The organism is Moraxella equi (genome assembly GCF_002027555.1).
Classification (GTDB): domain Bacteria; phylum Pseudomonadota; class Gammaproteobacteria; order Pseudomonadales; family Moraxellaceae; genus Moraxella; species Moraxella equi.
Genome location: NZ_MXAP01000118.1, coordinates 1,928 through 17,986, shown reverse-complemented (window position 1 = coordinate 17,986; position 16,059 = coordinate 1,928). Strand labels below are relative to the sequence as shown.

At 44.9% G+C, this 16,059-nt stretch carries 11 protein-coding genes; 2 read left to right on the top strand and 9 right to left on the bottom strand.

The genetic code is table 11. The annotated features are described in order from the left end of the window. The 5 genes from B5J93_RS11050 to B5J93_RS11035 form a co-directional block, all read right to left on the bottom strand. Positions 1-5,429, bottom strand: a 5,429-nt coding sequence (locus B5J93_RS11050) for a calcium-binding protein (RefSeq protein ID WP_211278883.1), incomplete at its 3' end; no start/stop codon positions are given. Between the two features lie 443 nt (positions 5,430-5,872). After that, complete coding sequence (locus tag B5J93_RS13360; protein ID WP_143823537.1) at positions 5,873-6,193, bottom strand: hypothetical protein; 321 nt, start codon at positions 6,191-6,193, stop codon at positions 5,873-5,875. A 219-nt stretch (positions 6,194-6,412) separates the two neighbouring features. Continuing rightward, the gene (locus B5J93_RS11045; protein ID WP_079326424.1) at positions 6,413-7,453 is read right to left on the bottom strand and encodes a hypothetical protein; all 1,041 of its coding nucleotides are present in this window, start codon (positions 7,451-7,453) and stop codon (positions 6,413-6,415) included. Then, positions 7,443-7,994, bottom strand: a complete 552-nt coding sequence (locus B5J93_RS11040; protein WP_079326423.1) for a hypothetical protein — start codon at positions 7,992-7,994, stop codon at positions 7,443-7,445. The genes B5J93_RS11045 and B5J93_RS11040 overlap by 11 nt, the downstream gene beginning before the upstream one ends. Before the next feature lie 248 nt (positions 7,995-8,242). Next, positions 8,243-8,716 (bottom strand): hypothetical protein, encoded by a 474-nt coding sequence (locus B5J93_RS11035; protein WP_143823536.1) that lies wholly within the window; start codon positions 8,714-8,716, stop codon positions 8,243-8,245. Between the two features lie 157 nt (positions 8,717-8,873). On the opposite strand from B5J93_RS11035, the gene B5J93_RS11030 reads away from it, so the two are divergent. After that, positions 8,874-11,420, top strand: a complete 2,547-nt coding sequence (locus tag B5J93_RS11030) for a heavy metal translocating P-type ATPase (RefSeq protein ID WP_079326421.1) — start codon at positions 8,874-8,876, stop codon at positions 11,418-11,420. Positions 11,421-11,507: 87 nt separating this feature from the next. Here the strand turns inward: B5J93_RS11030 and B5J93_RS11025 are convergent, their stop codons facing one another. The 4 genes from B5J93_RS11025 to B5J93_RS11010 all read right to left on the bottom strand — a co-directional run bounded on the left by B5J93_RS11025 (position 11,508) and on the right by B5J93_RS11010 (position 12,900). Further along, a complete protein-coding gene (locus tag B5J93_RS11025; RefSeq protein ID WP_079326420.1) occupies positions 11,508-11,648 on the bottom strand; it encodes an entericidin A/B family lipoprotein in 141 nt (46 codons plus the stop codon). A 163-nt stretch (positions 11,649-11,811) separates the two neighbouring features. Then, positions 11,812-12,153 (bottom strand): TusE/DsrC/DsvC family sulfur relay protein, encoded by a 342-nt coding sequence (locus B5J93_RS11020; protein ID WP_228144933.1) that lies wholly within the window; start codon positions 12,151-12,153, stop codon positions 11,812-11,814. A 40-nt stretch (positions 12,154-12,193) separates the two neighbouring features. Then, on the bottom strand, positions 12,194-12,514 hold the full coding sequence (locus tag B5J93_RS11015) for a hypothetical protein (RefSeq protein ID WP_079326419.1): 321 nt from the start codon (positions 12,512-12,514) through the stop codon (positions 12,194-12,196). Positions 12,515-12,516: 2 nt separating this feature from the next. Further along, a complete protein-coding gene (locus B5J93_RS11010; protein WP_079326427.1) occupies positions 12,517-12,900 on the bottom strand; it encodes a DsrE family protein in 384 nt (127 codons plus the stop codon). A 112-nt stretch (positions 12,901-13,012) separates the two neighbouring features. Here B5J93_RS11010 and glnE point away from each other — a divergent pair, with 112 nt between their 5' ends. After that, complete coding sequence (gene glnE / locus B5J93_RS11005; RefSeq protein WP_228144932.1) at positions 13,013-16,012, top strand: bifunctional [glutamate--ammonia ligase]-adenylyl-L-tyrosine phosphorylase/[glutamate--ammonia-ligase] adenylyltransferase; 3,000 nt, start codon at positions 13,013-13,015, stop codon at positions 16,010-16,012. Positions 16,013-16,059 lie beyond the last annotated feature (47 nt).

The following is a 16,059-nucleotide window of genomic DNA, read 5'->3' as shown; positions in this document are numbered from 1 at the left end:
TCGGCACCCATGCCGCCGTCAATCACATTATCTGTCTCATTGCCGATAATGTGATTGTCAAGTTCGTTGCCTGTGGCATGAGTGGCATTTGAGCCTGCTTCTAGAATTATACGCTCCACATTTTTGACAAGCGTATAATCAACTTGGCTAATGATGGTGTCATAACCTTCGTCAGGCAGTTCTATGATGACGTCTAGGGCGTTGTCTACATGATAGGTATCATTGCCCAAACCTCCAATCATGGTATCAGTACCCAAACCCCCATCTAGAGTGTCGTCGCCACTACCGCCATCTAAGCGGTTGGATTTGCCGTTACCAATGAGGGTGTTGCCTAGGTCATTACCGACAGCAACGATGGCATCTTTGATCAAGGTTAGATTTTCAACATGTTCTGATAATATGTAGTCGCTACTTGCAATGACGCTGTCGTAACCTTCATCATTTTTCTCTATGATAATATCTAAGGTGTTATCTACATAATAAGTGTCATCACCTAGACCGCCAATCATGGTATCTATTCCTTCTCTTCCATCTAGGATGTTGTTAAAGGTGTTTCCAGTTAGGATGTTGTTTAGATTATTTCCTGTTGCAGTGATGGCCTGTTGATTATTGGTTAGAGTGAGATTTTCTACGTTTTGAGTTAAAGTGTAGTTAATTTCACTGATGACAATATCCTCCCCCTCTTCGGCGTTCTCAATAACTTCATCTCCTGATTCATTGACATGGTAGGTGTCATTGCCAGCACCACCAAGTAGGCGGTCTGCACCCAAGCCGCCATCTAGGATGTCGTTGCCACTACCACCATCTAAAGTGTCATCGCCTGCGTTGCCATAGAGCGTATCGTTACCATCTCTACCATGCATAATATCAGCACTATCAAAACCGTGACGTACATCATCCGATTGTGTTCCGATAACCGCAAGTTGCTTAAAGATGGAGCTTTCCCATATTGTCCCATCAGCAAATAGAATGCTTGAGATAGGGTTGTGATTGATGTTGTCATCAAACTGATATAAGATTTGAATGCTGTTTTCTGAGCCTAATTGTTTAATCATTAGGTGTACGTTATCACGATATAGATAAACATCAGATGGACTCACACCCTCCAAACGGATTTGGTTAGTACCAGCATTGTCAGATATGATGTCTTGACCCCACTGACCTTCAAACACATAGGTGTCATCACCAGCACCACCATTAAGGGTGTCATCACCAGCACCACCAATTAGAGTGTCATTGCCAGCGTTGCCAATTAAGGTATCATTACCAATACCACCCAACATGACATCATCATCACTAAAACCATGAATGATGTTATCATCATCTGTACCAATTACAGCCTTTTGTTTAATGGTATTAGCATCCCAAACGACATCTTTATCAAAGATGATGGATTGTATGATTCTTACGTCAGTGACATTCTCGTTATCAGCAAATTGATGGTTGATGGTAATTTTATTGTCGGTGCCAAGCTGTTTAATAACTAAGGCATTGCCATCTCTAAATAGGTGTAAATCATCAGGACTCACACCCTCCAAACGGATTTGGTTAGTACCAGCATTGTCAGATATGATGTCTTGACCCCACTGACCTTCAAACACATAGGTGTCATTGCCAGCACCACCATTAAGAGTGTCATTACCAGTGCCACCAATTAGAGTGTCATTGCCACCTTTTCCATATAGGTTGTCGTTACCATCTTGACCGTAAATGACATCATCTTCATTGTCATAACCCCAAATGTTGTCATTATGAGGCGTACCTTGAGCAATAAGACTCTTGATGTCATCTGCTGTCCAAATGGTGCCATCAGTGAATTTTACTTGGTTGATGTGGTTTGTGGTCAAGCCATTGTCACCAAAGAAGTGTTCTACAGTAACTTGGTCTTCTTCTGAATAGCTGATGACAAGGTTGTTGTAGTCTCTTTTAATAAGCACCTTATCAGCATGAATGTCTTGCGTGAACTCAATGATGTCATGCTTGTTTTGATAATGACTATAAATGGTGTCTTTGCCATCTCCGAGGCTAAAGATATAGGTGTTATTACCTTCACCACCCTCCAATCGGTCATTACCCGCACCACCAATCAAAGTATCGTTGCCAGCATTGCCAATCAGCATGTCATTACCATCCAAGCCTGTCAGAGTGTCATCACCAGCATAGCCTTGAATGACGTCATCGCCTTGTGTGGCTTGTAATACTTTATCTTTGATGTCATCAACATGCCAAATAGTACCGTCTGCAAACTTGATTTGGTCAATGCGATAGTTGGTTGCCCCATTAGCATCAAAGAAGTATTCTACAGTAACTTGATCTTGTTCTGAATAGCTGATGACAAGGTTGCTATTAACTCGTTTTAGAGTTACTTGTTCGGGGCTGATGTTCTCACCAAAGACAATGCTGTCAATCTTATTGGTGTTATCATCATAGCTATTAATGGTATCTCTACCATCACCCAGTTCAAACAAATAGGTGTCATTGCCTTCACCACCTTCTAATCGGTCATTACCAGCACCACCAATCAAAGTATCGTTGCCAGCGTTGCCAATTAGTCTGTCAGACCCTTCCCTGCCATCCAATCTGGAGCCTTCACTATAAGCATATAGGTTGTCATCATCTGCTGTCCCTTGCATGACAATAGCTTTTATTTGGTCGGCTGTAAGATAATTGCCATCTGTTCCAATAATTTGTTGTACGCTAAAATCACCGAGTGCATCTCTTTCAAAGAAGTTTGTTACTTTAATGCTATTGGTGGTTCCTTTTTGATTGATAATCAAATGGTTGTCTGTACGTTTGATATCCAAATGGCTAAGCAAGATGCCATCAGTGAATTTAATCACATCTTTATCCTGACCGTTTGGGTTGAAATTAATGATTTCGTCTTTACCGAAATTTTTACCCAGCACATAAACATCTGAGCCAATGCCACCCTCTAGCTTGTCGTTACCAATGCCCGAATATATGATATCATCTCCATCGCCACCATAGGCATGATTGTTGCCACTTAGTAGATGAATAATGTCATCTCCTGCCCCTGCATTGATGCGGTTATTGCCGTCTCCTGCATAAATAATGTCATTGCCACCACGACCCTCAATGATATCATCTCCTGCTCCTGCATGGATGATATCGTCACTACCAAAACCGATGATGGTATCGTTATTATCTGTACCTTTTAAAAGCTCTTTTTTAATGTCGCTTAGGGTAATGACTCCGTCTTTGAGTATGATTTGGTCAATGTGCTTAGTTAATTCATCCCCAGCAAACATATCACGAACGGTAATTGTGCCTGATTCACCTGCGACTCGGATAACAAGACTCTCACCTTGACGTTCATAGTTGATATCGGCAAGATTTGCAAATGTGATGTTAATAACATCCAGTCTGCCATGACTGATATCATGATTGTCAATAATTGAATTACCAAAACCTTGTTTGTAAATATAGGTGTCAGAACCTGTACCACCGATTAGAAGGCTGTCTGCATTTCCTGCTATTAATGTGTCATTACCTTCATGACCCTCTAGTATATCTTTATCCAGCATGCCGACAGCAGTTAACAGGTCATTGCTGTCGCTTCCGTATTGAGTGGCAAGCTTAGCAGTTGTTGCATTATCCAATAAGGCAAGGTAGTCCTCAATAACGCCCTTGTCTTTAGCATCTTGGGCAAACTTAGCCAATATGACACGACCTTCGCCCCATCCAGTGACGCCACCATAGACCAAAAGTTCTGCCAAGTCCACAAAGGCGTTTTTTGGGTCATCTTGGTATTTGGCGTTGATGAATGCTTCTAATTCATTGTAATCAAAAGAAAGACCGTTATCACCAAAGGCAAGAGCAACTTTTTCAAGGTAAGGCGAAAGTCTTGTTTGTGTCAAAAGAGCGTGATAAATACTCTTTTCTAGATTATGGTGGCTGGTATTAATAGATTTTAAGATTTCTTCGGCACGTTTATTGTTGGTGATATAAATTTTTTCAGTTTTTGTTCCTGTAAAACTATCCAAAATATCAATTTTGTGTCGGATTTCATTAAGCTTTTTCTGTGACACTGGGTCAATCACGAAATTGGCAATAGCACTGGCTTGTGATGGTGTCAGACCAACGCCTGAATTTCTAGTGCGTGTTAATGATGATGAAAACATGATGTCACTGTTTTCATCTTTGGTGCTCGGGTCAGTCTCTGCCCATGCATTGATGAGAGCAGGTAGTAGAGCAAGCTGTGCAGTCTTGGTGGTTGCTGATTGATATTGGGTCAAAAGATTGGTTAGGTTTTCGGATAGTGCACTGGCTTGTCGTAGGTCTCTTAATCTACCCATGCCTTTTAGATTTGGGAGTTCTTTTTGAGCATCAGACAGCTCCAAGCTGTCCGTATAACGGCTGTAAATACTGTTATGCTCAAATTGTAAATCCGCCATCATGTGCTTGGCACCATCTTTGGTATAAGTACCTTGCTGGGCGACTGTTACGCCTTTTCCCAGTGCTTTATTGACATCGCGATATGTCAAAGACAGATTGTCAATGCCCAACTTGTCAAGCTCTGTCATTTCATCTTGGGTGCTGATGCCATCGCCATTTTTATCCTGCCATACTTTTAGACGGCTAAAAATCTCGTCATCAGCATTAATGACACCGTCACCATTGCCATCAAATTCAGCAAGTGCCTCATAGCCGTGACGGGCGGTCGATCCATCAGATAGCAGTGTACTATCCCCGAAGAGCTCACGACCGCTATTAATCACGCCATCGCCATTTCTATCCAACACCAAAAGACCATCGGCACCCGATACCCAACTTGTTGCGGTGGCAATACCATCGCCATTATGGTCAAATAACGCCCCTTTATAACCATCCGTACCAATAACGTCAATGATGCCATTACCATTTAAGTCCAAGGTTAATGGGTCATAGACGTAGTATTCGCCTGTGCGGGGGATGTCTAGCCAATCTTTAACGATGTCGGGGAGCCAATCTGTGGGAATGTTGGGAAAATCAAATTTAGCAAAGAAATCACCAACCTGTTCACGCCATTTGTCAAAGGTGTCTTGTACTACTTCTTTAAACTTATCAAAGGCATCGGCAAGCTCATCGGATATTTCTTTGAATGTGTCTGAGACTTCTTTGGTAAGGTCTTTGGCGATTTGCTCGGCTTTTTCTAGAGCCTCGTTAGCGATTTGCTCAGCACTTTTTACACCATCTTTAAAGGCTTGTTCGGCGTTTTTGTAGGCATCTGCGATTTTTTGTTCGGCGGTCTTATAGGCATCAGTGGCTTTTTGAACAGCCTTATCAAAAGCATCTTTGGCGGTAGTTTTGACATTATTAATGACATTATTTAATTTGATAGCAGCATCAGATATTTGTTTGGCAATTTGATTAGAAGTATTGACTGTTTTTTCTATACCATCTGTTAGTTTGTTAGTGGCTAATTCCACAGCCTCACTTTCAATAATATTTGATGTTGAAGAAGCTATCACCCCAATTCCTGATAAGCTTTTTCTCCCCCAGTTTCCTTCATCTTTAGATACCATATTCCCTAAGATTTTAGTTGCACCAGATGTTGCCGCAAAAGCATTTGAGATTGCTCCTTTAGCATCCCTCTCCCCAATATTTTCAAACATCTGAGCAAGAGCCAATTCTGTAAGCAAAATATCCGTTGCAAATCCGTAACCTTTTGCAAATGCTTCCAAATCAGGGTTACGACTTCCAGCCAATCCTACAAGAGAATTAGCTAAAGACAATGAAGCTATTGCCTTATCTACACCATCAGACCCATCTGCTCCTTTCTCAAGCAGAGTAGAAATATCGCCAACCAAACCTACATAACTGTCAACTTGTTCAGCATGTTTGAGCAAATTATCACCCATATCAAAACCTCCTAAAAATTAAACAATATTATAATAAACAAAGGAAAAGCTATAGACATACCAATAACACAGGCAGAAACTAAGTCATAAGCATAATCAAACCAAAATGAACTTTTCTTTTGTTTTTTTAAATATTCATCAATCAAATAAAATAAAATAAGTATTGTGGCACAAATTTGTATAAAGGAATAATTTAACTCCTTAATCCAACTGGTATCTGTGTTGCTATATCCATACCTATACATCAAAAAAAGAAAGAAAGATGAGTATGCTAAAAAAGATAAAACACCAAGCCAAGCAGGTGCTCTTTTTTTGTTATCTATTTCTGACATTTTTAAAACCAACCAAACAATTGATTAAAACTTGAGATAATATATCATAAAATACATAAAAAACAACTGTTTTTTATAAACACAAAAGTTGTTATCAGTTCAAAGGTTGAGTACAGACAACCAGGGTTGATTATCAAGACCTAACCCACCAAAGCCGATAACCAACAAATTTTACACCCATTCACTCACAAACACAACATTTATCCTTTTTTATAACAATCAAGCCACACATCTTTCTTCTTCATTGATTGCAAGTATGTTGATTTGATAACTAATCATCACACCATCGCCATCATGGTCAAATAACGCCCCTTTATAACCATCCGTGCCAATCACGTCAATGACGCCATTACCATTTAAGTCCAAGGTAAGTGGGTCATAGACGTAGTATTCGCCTGTGCGGGGGATGTCTAGCCAGTCTTTGACGATGTCAGGGAGCCAATCTGTAGGATTTTCAAGCCAGTCGGCTATTTTATCCCATACTTCTTTGGTAAACTCCCATGCTTTTTTAGCAATATCCCCAATTTCATCAGACAGTTTATCACCATCTTTTGAAAGGCTGATACCAAACTCCATGATTGGTGTTAGCAGTTTTTCAAGTAATTTGGTTGGGCTGTGGTTTTCGCTATTGGTGATTTCATCTTTGATTTTATCTACTAACTCTCCTAGTTTTTCTCTGTTTTCTAGCATTTTTTCGACAGCATCTCCGACTTGGTTATCAAAGAAATCTTGAATGGGCTTACCTAAGGCGATGTCGTTTAGTTTATCCTTGATGTCATTATTAAATAAATCTGTTTCTTTATCAACAGCCAAACTTGCTCCTGCAAAAGCTACCGAACCCACTGTAAGTGCAGCAACAGTTGCTCCAGCTGGATTAGCTATCAGGGCAATACCTGCCGCAACCGCCAATGCATTACCTGCAAAGCTAAGGGCATCTTTTAGGTTAATTTCACCGCTTTTGGTATAGCTGTCTTTCATGGTTTGATAGTCTTGATAAGCTAATGCAACACCAGCGATGGCACCTAGCCCCACTATTCCTTTTGCCCACTTACCTTCTGGGCTTTTTTCAATAATAGTATATGCGGTACCAGCAATACCAGCCGCTATTGCTACCGTAGCAGCACCCACACCAACCCCATCACCGCCTTCCGCTTTATCAAGCAGTGTTTTGATGTTAATGCCATTGCCAGCAACACCGCCAGCACCACCAGCGGTTTTAATGGCTTGCTCGACGGCTTCTGTGATTAGTTTAGTTGTCATATTCTTGCTCCTTCTTTTTTAGCTCTTTTTTAAAATCTCTTATCTCAGACCATATCAACAAAATTGAGATAAACAAAGTAAATATCAAAAAAAACCGATTAGCAGATACTATTTTATCTTTTGTTGAGGCATAACTATCAACAGCCGTCATCTCACCATTAGGTTTATTGATATGAATGGTTGCCATTTGGGGGATTTCATTGGTAATACCAAGTACTGAGGGTTGGTAATAATAACCAATGGTAAGTGTTTGGCTTAGATGGTCATCTGTTAAGAAACAATTGCTAAACATGTCTTTTTTAGGAATAACTATGTTGCCACAAGCAATCATCAGTTTTTCTTTGGTTTGGGGATTGACAATACTCATGTGTTTAATGTCTCTATTTTTGCCATCTTTAGCAACAGTAACCAGCCTAACCTTACCTGTTACATAATGCAAGTCTTTTTCAGGTGGCAGTCCACGACCATGCCAAACACAGTAGGGTATAACCCATATAGCACAGCATATTAAAGATAAGAATACAAAATCACGAATTTTCATATAATCAGTCAAAAAAATTAAACCATTGTAGACCTATCCATCAAATAATGCAAAGGAAATAGATGTATACTCAGATAAATTTAAAATCGCCCTAAGCTCGTAGGTTGGGTTGAACGACAGTGAAACCCAACATTTTAAGCCTTAATGCACTAAGTTTTATTGTCAAAACCTAACCCACCAAAGCCGACAACCAACACATTTTACACCCATTCACTCACAAACACAACATTTATCTTCTTCTATAACAATCAAGCTGCCCATCTTTCTTCTTCATTGATTGCAGGTATGTTGAGATTGTCATGAATAAATAACGCCCCTTTATAACCATCCGTGCCAATAACATCAATGACGCCATTACCATTTAAGTCCAAGGTTAATGGGTCATAGACGTAGTATTCGCCTGAGCGTGGCAAATCTAGCCAATCTTTAACGATGTCGGGGAGCCAATCTGTGGGAATGTTGGGAAAATCAAATTTAGCAAAGAAATCACCAACCTGTTCACGCCATTTGTCAAAGGTGTCTTGTACTGCTTCTTTAAACTTATCAAAGGCATCGGCAAGCTCATCGGATATTTCTTTGAGTGTGCCTGAGACTTCTTTGGTAAGGTCTTTGGCGATTTGTTCGGCGTTTTTGTAGGCGTCTGCAATTTTTTGTTCGGCAGTTTTGTAGGTATCAGCCACTTTTTGTATGGCATCGTTTGCTTGCTTTGCACCATTTGCCATTGCCTCATTACAAAATGAAAAAGTGCTACGGTCCTTGTGGTAAAATTCAATTTTGTTAGCTGATGTCAAATTTAAAAAGCAATGAGCTTGCCACATCCCGCCCCACCCATTCTACCCAAGCCATGTTATAATACCACTTTTGCACGCATGACACGCCATGACCGACACCCCCCAAGACCCCATTGACACCAGCCTAGTGTTGCCCCCTGACGGGCATTGTTTTCATTGTGGCGAGAAGTTGCCCAGTGAACCATTTTTTACCGTGATTTTTGATAAGCCACGCCCGATGTGCTGTTTGGGTTGTCAGCTTGCCTCAGAGAGCATTGTTGAGCTCGGGCTGTCGCAGTACTATCTTGACCGCCGTGAGATAAGTCCGACCGCACCACTACCGCTTGCCAATTTTGATGCTTATAATCATGACGATGTCAAAGCCCAATTCGTCTATCGTGAAGACGGGGGTAGTACGGCAGAGCTGTCGGTGGCAAATTTGCGTTGTACGGCATGTACATGGCTCATTGAGACACGCCTGCGTGGTCTGGACGGGGTGCGTGCCTGTCAGGTCAATCTCACCCAACAGCGTATGCGTGTAAACTGGGATGAGAGCCGTTGCAGTATTGGCGATATTTTGGGGGCGGTGCATTCGGTCGGCTATGACGCTCGTCCGTATCGACAGGACACGCATGAAGCCATGATGAAACGCCAAAACAAGCAAATGCTTATCCGTCTGGGCGTGGCGGCGGTCGGGGCGATGCAGGCGATGATGTTTTCTATCGGGCTGTATTTTGGCGATTATTCGGGCATGGCGGACGAACACCGTCATTTTCTAAGGACGGTGGCGTTGTTTGTTACCATGCCTGTCATTTTTTATGCAGGCGTACCGTTTTTTCGTTCCGCTTATAACGCCATAAAGGCTCGGCAGGTCAATATGGACGTGCCTGTCTCTATTGCCCTTATTGTAACCTTTGGGGCAAGCCTATACGCCACGCTGACCCAATCAGGCGAGACGTATTTTGACTCGGTATCCATGTTTATTTTCTTTTTGCTCGCCGGTCGCTATATTGAGCAAAACGCACGGTTAAAAGCGTCCAACATGGCAAGCGATTTGGTCGTGATTGAGCCTGTGCTTATCAAACGGCTTGGGCATTCGGACGAACTCATTGCAGAATTTGCCAATGGTTCGTTGGATAACGAACTCATCAAAGACTGGCGAAATGCTCATGCCAGTCATGACGTGGTGGATGATGATAAAGTGCTTTCCCAAGCCCTAACGGTCGGCGATGTCATTTGGGTAGAGGCAGGGCAACAAATCGCCTGTGATGGCGTGCTGTTGTCGGAGTCTGCCACGGTGTCGCAGAGTCTTTTGACAGGCGAGAGTGATTTGATTGTTAAAAAGCAAGGCGACACATTGGCAGGTGGTTCACAAAATGACGCACAGCCTTTTGTCATGCTTGTAACCGCCCAAACGGACGACAGTCAAATGGCACTCATCGACCGCCTGATGAACCGTGCGATGAGCGAAAAACCACAAATCGCCCAAGATGCCGACCGCATGGCACGGTGGTTTGTCGCTCGGGTGCTCGTGCTGTCGGTGCTGATTTTTGTGATATGGCTGTTTGTGGACAAAACCCAAGCCCTATGGGCAACAGTGGCGGTACTGGTGGCAACCTGTCCGTGTGCGTTGAGCCTTGCCACGCCCATTGCTCTGACCATGGCGACCAACCGACTGGCAGGTTTGGGCTTTTTGGCGACTCGGGGGCATACCATTCAAAGCCTGTCGGAAGTCAGCCATGTGGCATTTGACAAAACAGGCACGCTCACGGTCGGGCAAGCCAACCTACTGCATGTGGATTATACCACCCATGACAAAACGCATTGGCTAAAAGTCGGGGCAAGCCTAGAAGTCGGCTCCAAGCACCCTGTGGCACGGGCTATCCTGACGTCCGCTCACGGTTTGCATTTGCCAAAAGTACAAAACGCCACGCACCACACGGCAGGGGGCGTGGAAGGCTGTGTGGACGGGGTGTGGTATCGTATCGGGCATGACGGATTTGTGTTAAATGGTGGTGGCGGTCATGTGATGGTCGAACGGCTCGATACCTTCGGGGCAAATATGTCAGTGGCGTTGTCGGTTAAGGCAGGCGAGAGTTGGGACATGGTGGCACGTTTTTATTTTAATGACGTGGTACGCACGGACGCCAAGCAGACGATAGATAACCTTAAAAAACAAGGCATTATCCCACTCATGCTAACAGGCGACCCAAGCGACAACGCCTTGACAGTCGCCCAAACGCTCGGCATAGAGTATGCTTATCATGGTCTATCGCCAACCGATAAAGTCAATCATATCAAAGAGCTACAAAAAGACGGACATACCGTGCTGATGGTGGGAGACGGCATCAATGACGCCCCTGTACTCGGTGCATCCAACGTATCAGTGGCGATGGCAGGAGCGAGCGATTTGGCTCAGGTGTCGGCAGATGGCGTGCTGCTTGGTGGTAAATTATCCGTCATTAATAACGCCATCAATCTGTCGGTCAAAACTCGCCACATCATCCGCCAAAATCTGCGGTGGGCGTTGGTGTATAACACGCTTATCCTAGTGCCAGCAGGTATGGGCTATGTACCGCCTTGGCTTGCCGCCATTGGCATGAGTTTGTCTAGCCTTTTTGTCGTGGCAAATGCCATGCGGATAAAGCGAAGTTGAACCGAAGTTAAATAAGTTAAGCTAAACCAAACCAACAAAAACAAGCCCAACCTTGGTGTAGATTGGGCTTGTTTGATGGGGTGTCAATTAGATTTTGTTTTGAACCCTTTGGGCACCGTCAGTCACGGCTTCACCAGTTCTTGATACGTCTTTACCAAAACCTTTGATGGTGTTGCAACCAGTTAGTACGAACATGCCAGCTAGGGCAACAACAAGTAGCTTTTTCATAAGATAACTCCTAGTTAAAAAAGTGAGAAAAACTCTCAAAACTTATCTTATCCAAATATTCATCATTTTACTGTAATAAAATGTAAACAAACCTTGCAAAAAGTGGTTTGTTTTTAAATTTTGGATTGTCTAAATAAAGAACATGCACATTTTAATCAATCATCTATAAACAATTCGGCGGTTTGGGCAGTCCTGCCAGGCGATTGACATGGCGTGCGACTAATCCTGTGTTAAAGAGCTGTTGGAGTTTGGCGTTGTCAATCTCATCATCGGGCAGGGCGATGGATAGATGTTTGATGAGTGGGCGAGTGGCAGGGCTGTGATGATATTTGTCAAAAAATGCCCGAACCTGTGCCAGTATGCGATAATGTACGTCCGTTAGCTGTACATTCAAGGTATCGGCAAGGTGTTGGGCGATGACAGGTGTCCAAAGCGTGTGGTCGGTCAAATGCCCGTCAGCGTCCAAGGTTAGCTTATTAGGCAGGGGAGTTGTGGTGTCGGTCATGGTCATGGGTTGGGTTTGGGGCTGGTAGGATTGGTTAAGATTAAAATTCAAGTACGCTGTCAAATAACGCACGCTTATCATCAAGCACACACCGCTCACCAGCTAGGGCGTGCCGAATGTCATCATCAAATTGTGCCATCTGCTCATCAGTAAAGCCGTGCCATGCCTTTTCTATGTCGTACAAATCAAGCGACTGTATCATGCCATAGAGACGACTGTCAGGGTCGCCAAGCAGTAGGTGGGTGGGCGTGTCCAGAAATAGCGTGACATCATGGTCAAAGGTTGCCAGTACAAAGGCAAGGGCGAGTGCTTCATAAGCGATGAGTTCGTTGTCGCTAGCAAGTTTGATTAGGATATTCATGGTTAAAACTGCACCAGTTGGGTGTCATCATCGATGTGTAGTGCCAGCTCGGAGAGTCCGACCAAGCGAAAAGGGGGCAGAATGTTTTCACCGTCCAAGCCATGACGACTGGTGTTATCGGCGTCGCTAATGCCCCGTGCCAAAGCGGTGCTGACACAGACGGGTAAATCAAAATGATACCGCTCGGCAAGGGCGACCCACAGGCGAGCGACATCAGGCACGTCCGCACTTTGCCACGCTAGGCGATTGGCGGTGTATGCTCCGTCACCATAGAAAAACACCGAGACACGCTCGCCACTGTCTAGTAGCGTGGTGGCGGTCGTTAGGGCTTCTTTGCCTTGGCGGTCGTGGGGGCTTTTGGTGATGAGTAGTAGGGTGTGTGCCATGATGATGATGGGTTGTTTTTTGGATATTATAGCGTAAATTTTTAAATTTGGTGTAAAATAAGCAAAAATCATCAATCAATAAATCCCAAATCAACAAATCGAGCGAGTTGCCATGTCTGATTTTTGCCCCAGTGATAGCGAGCTTGCCACGCTTGCCCTTGCCAGTCCTTTTGCCTTTGGCATTTATCAAAAACAGCCGTCACAGGTCGGTGCGTTTTTGGGTCGGTTTGGCTTGGCTTGCCCCCTTGAGCGTGCGGTGTTTGATGGACTAATCAGAGAGTTTGTGGCGAGTTGTGCAGGCATAAGCGGCGCAGAAGATGACATAAAAGAGAATAATGTAACAGGAAACAATGTAAAAGAGAATGATGTAAAAGATGGCATAAATAAGAAAGGGAATGATAAAAAAGACGATATGAGATATGCCGATGTGCGATATGATGAGATTGATGAATTGGCAGTCATGCAAGCGATGCGAGAACTTAGAGCCATGCTGATGGTCAAATGGATATGGCAAGATGCGTTGGGAGTCATCAGCTTAGAGAATCTGACCACGGAGCTGTCGGACTTTGCCGATGCGTGCGTGTGCTTTGCCAAGGACTATGCATGGCACAAGACGGCAGAGCGGTATGGAGTCCCCATGACCAGTAGCGTGCAGTTGGCACAGACAGGCATGGGGGGCGTGGGCAAAAAAAGCCCCAAAATCACGCCTGATGAATTTGCCGTCATCGCCATGGGCAAGCTCGGGGCAAGAGAGCTGAATTTATCAAGCGACATTGACCTGATTTTTGTACATCTAGGGGCGGGCGATACTGACATCAGCGAGCAGGGCAAAAAGAGCGTGGAGAATCAGAAGTTCATGACCACGCTTGGGCGAATGCTCATCCGCTTGCTTAACGACCACAGCGAGCATGGCTTTGTGTTTCGGGTGGACATGCGACTGCGTCCGTGGGGTGATGGCAGTCCGCTCATCATGAGCTTGTCAGCGTTAGAGAAGTATTTTAATCAGCATGGACGGACGTGGGAGCGGTTTGCGTGGTTAAAGGCGAGAGTGGTCAATCCCGTGTCCACGCCCTTTGCTGATGAGCTGTCGGCAGTGATGAAAAATTTCGTGTATCGTTATTATATCGATTATACCGCCTTTTCGGCACTGCGTGAGATGAAAACGCTCATCATGGCACAGCAAGCCCAACGCCAAGACACCGATAATGTCAAACTGGGCGTGGGCGGTATTCGGGATGTTGAGTTCATCGCACAGGCATTCTTGCTCATCTATGGCGGTCATCATTTGGCATTGGGCGAGCGGTCGGCTTGTCTGGATGTGCTGTCTATGTTGGGTGAGCTTGATTATCTAGATGATGATGAATGCACCAAGCTCATGGATGCTTATCGCTTTTTACGGCGATTAGAACATGCCATCCAAGCCCGTCATGATGAGCAGACTCAGAGACTGCCAATGGGCGATGAGCTGGTGGCGATTGCACAGGTGCTAGGCTTTGAGAGTGTGGTGGATTTTCAAGCGGTGCTTGCCCGTCATCGGCAAAATGTCTTTGCCCCCTTTAACCGCATGGTCACCGACCGCCAAAGCCCCACGCAGTCACTGGGCGAGACGGCAGAGATGGAGCAGGTGTTACAGGGACTGCTCAGTGCTGATTGCTTGCATTTGTTAGATGAGTTTTGGCAGTCCAAGCTAGTTACCAGTTTAGACTCTGATGCCAAAGCACGCCTTGATGGGGCGTATCCGATTTTGCTACATGCACTCTGTCATCATGCCAAGAGCGATGGGGCGGAGCGTGCCGATGATGCGGTGCCACGCCTTATCACGCTGTTGGAGTCCATCTGCCGTCGCTCGATATATCTGGTGATGATAGCAGAGAACCCGAATGCGACCATGGGGCTCATTCCCATGCTCTCAGCAAGTCCATGGATAGCACGAGAGCTTGCCTTGCACCCCATGCTCCTTGATGACTTTTTACAACAGCGTTATTTGCATTTGCCCAACAAAGCAGAGCTAACCGACATCCTAAGACAACAGCTACTTCGGGTACTGCCCTTTGATGATGAGCAGTATCTGACCGCCATTCGCACCTTTAAAAAGTCACAGGTGCTGGCCGTGGCAACCGCTGACATTCTAGGCTTACGCCACATCATGAAAGTCTCGGACAGCCTGACCTTTATCGCCGAAGTTGTGCTGTCATTGGCACTTAGCAGGGCTTATGATGAGCTGGTCGCCAAACACGGTCATCCCGTGCGTGCCAATGGCATGCCCACCGATGAGACGGCATGCGGTTTTGCGGTCATTGGTTATGGCAAATTGGGCGGGATTGAGATGTCTTATGCGTCAGATTTGGACGTGGTGTTTTTGCATGACATTGACGAAAAAGCCGATACCGTGGGCGACAATGTCAAGGTGATTAGTGGCATGAAGTTCGCCTCTCGCCTTGTCCAAAAGGTCATCACTTATCTGACCACGCAGACCCGTGATGGGCGTGTCTATGAGCTGGACATGCGTCTTCGACCATCGGGCAACGCAGGCGTGATGGTCGTGTCGGTGCAGGGCTTTGATGGCTATCAGCGTGATAAGGCGTGGGCGTGGGAACATCAGGCACTGGTACGGGCTAGGGGCATTGCAGGCGACAAGGCGGTGCTGAATGCCTTTGATGCCACTCGCCATCAGGTGCTGACCGCTTACCGAGAGTCCGAGCAGGTATGCCAAGACGTGCTGTCCATGCGTCAAAAGATGAAAGAACATCTTGGCACCAAATCATCAAATCAGCCCAACAACCACGGACTGGTTCAGCCTTTTCACATTAAGCAAGACTTTGGTGGGTTGATTGACATTGAGTTTTTGGCTCAGTTTATGGTGCTTGCCCACGCCCATGCTCACCCGAGCCTTGCCATCTGGTCGGACAACGTGCGTATCTTTGAAGAAGTGGCAAAGACAGGACTGTGGTCTGATGACTGGTGCGACAGACTCACGCAGGCGTATTTGGCACTGAGAAAAACCACGCACGATCTGGCACTGTCCGAAAAACAGGTCGTGGTCGATGATGATAACTGGCAAGCGATTCGGGCATTTGTGTGTGGCGTGTGGGGCGAAGTGATTGGCGAGTAAAAGACTTGACAAAACAAAACCTTCGCCGATAATCTTTTGAAAATTGA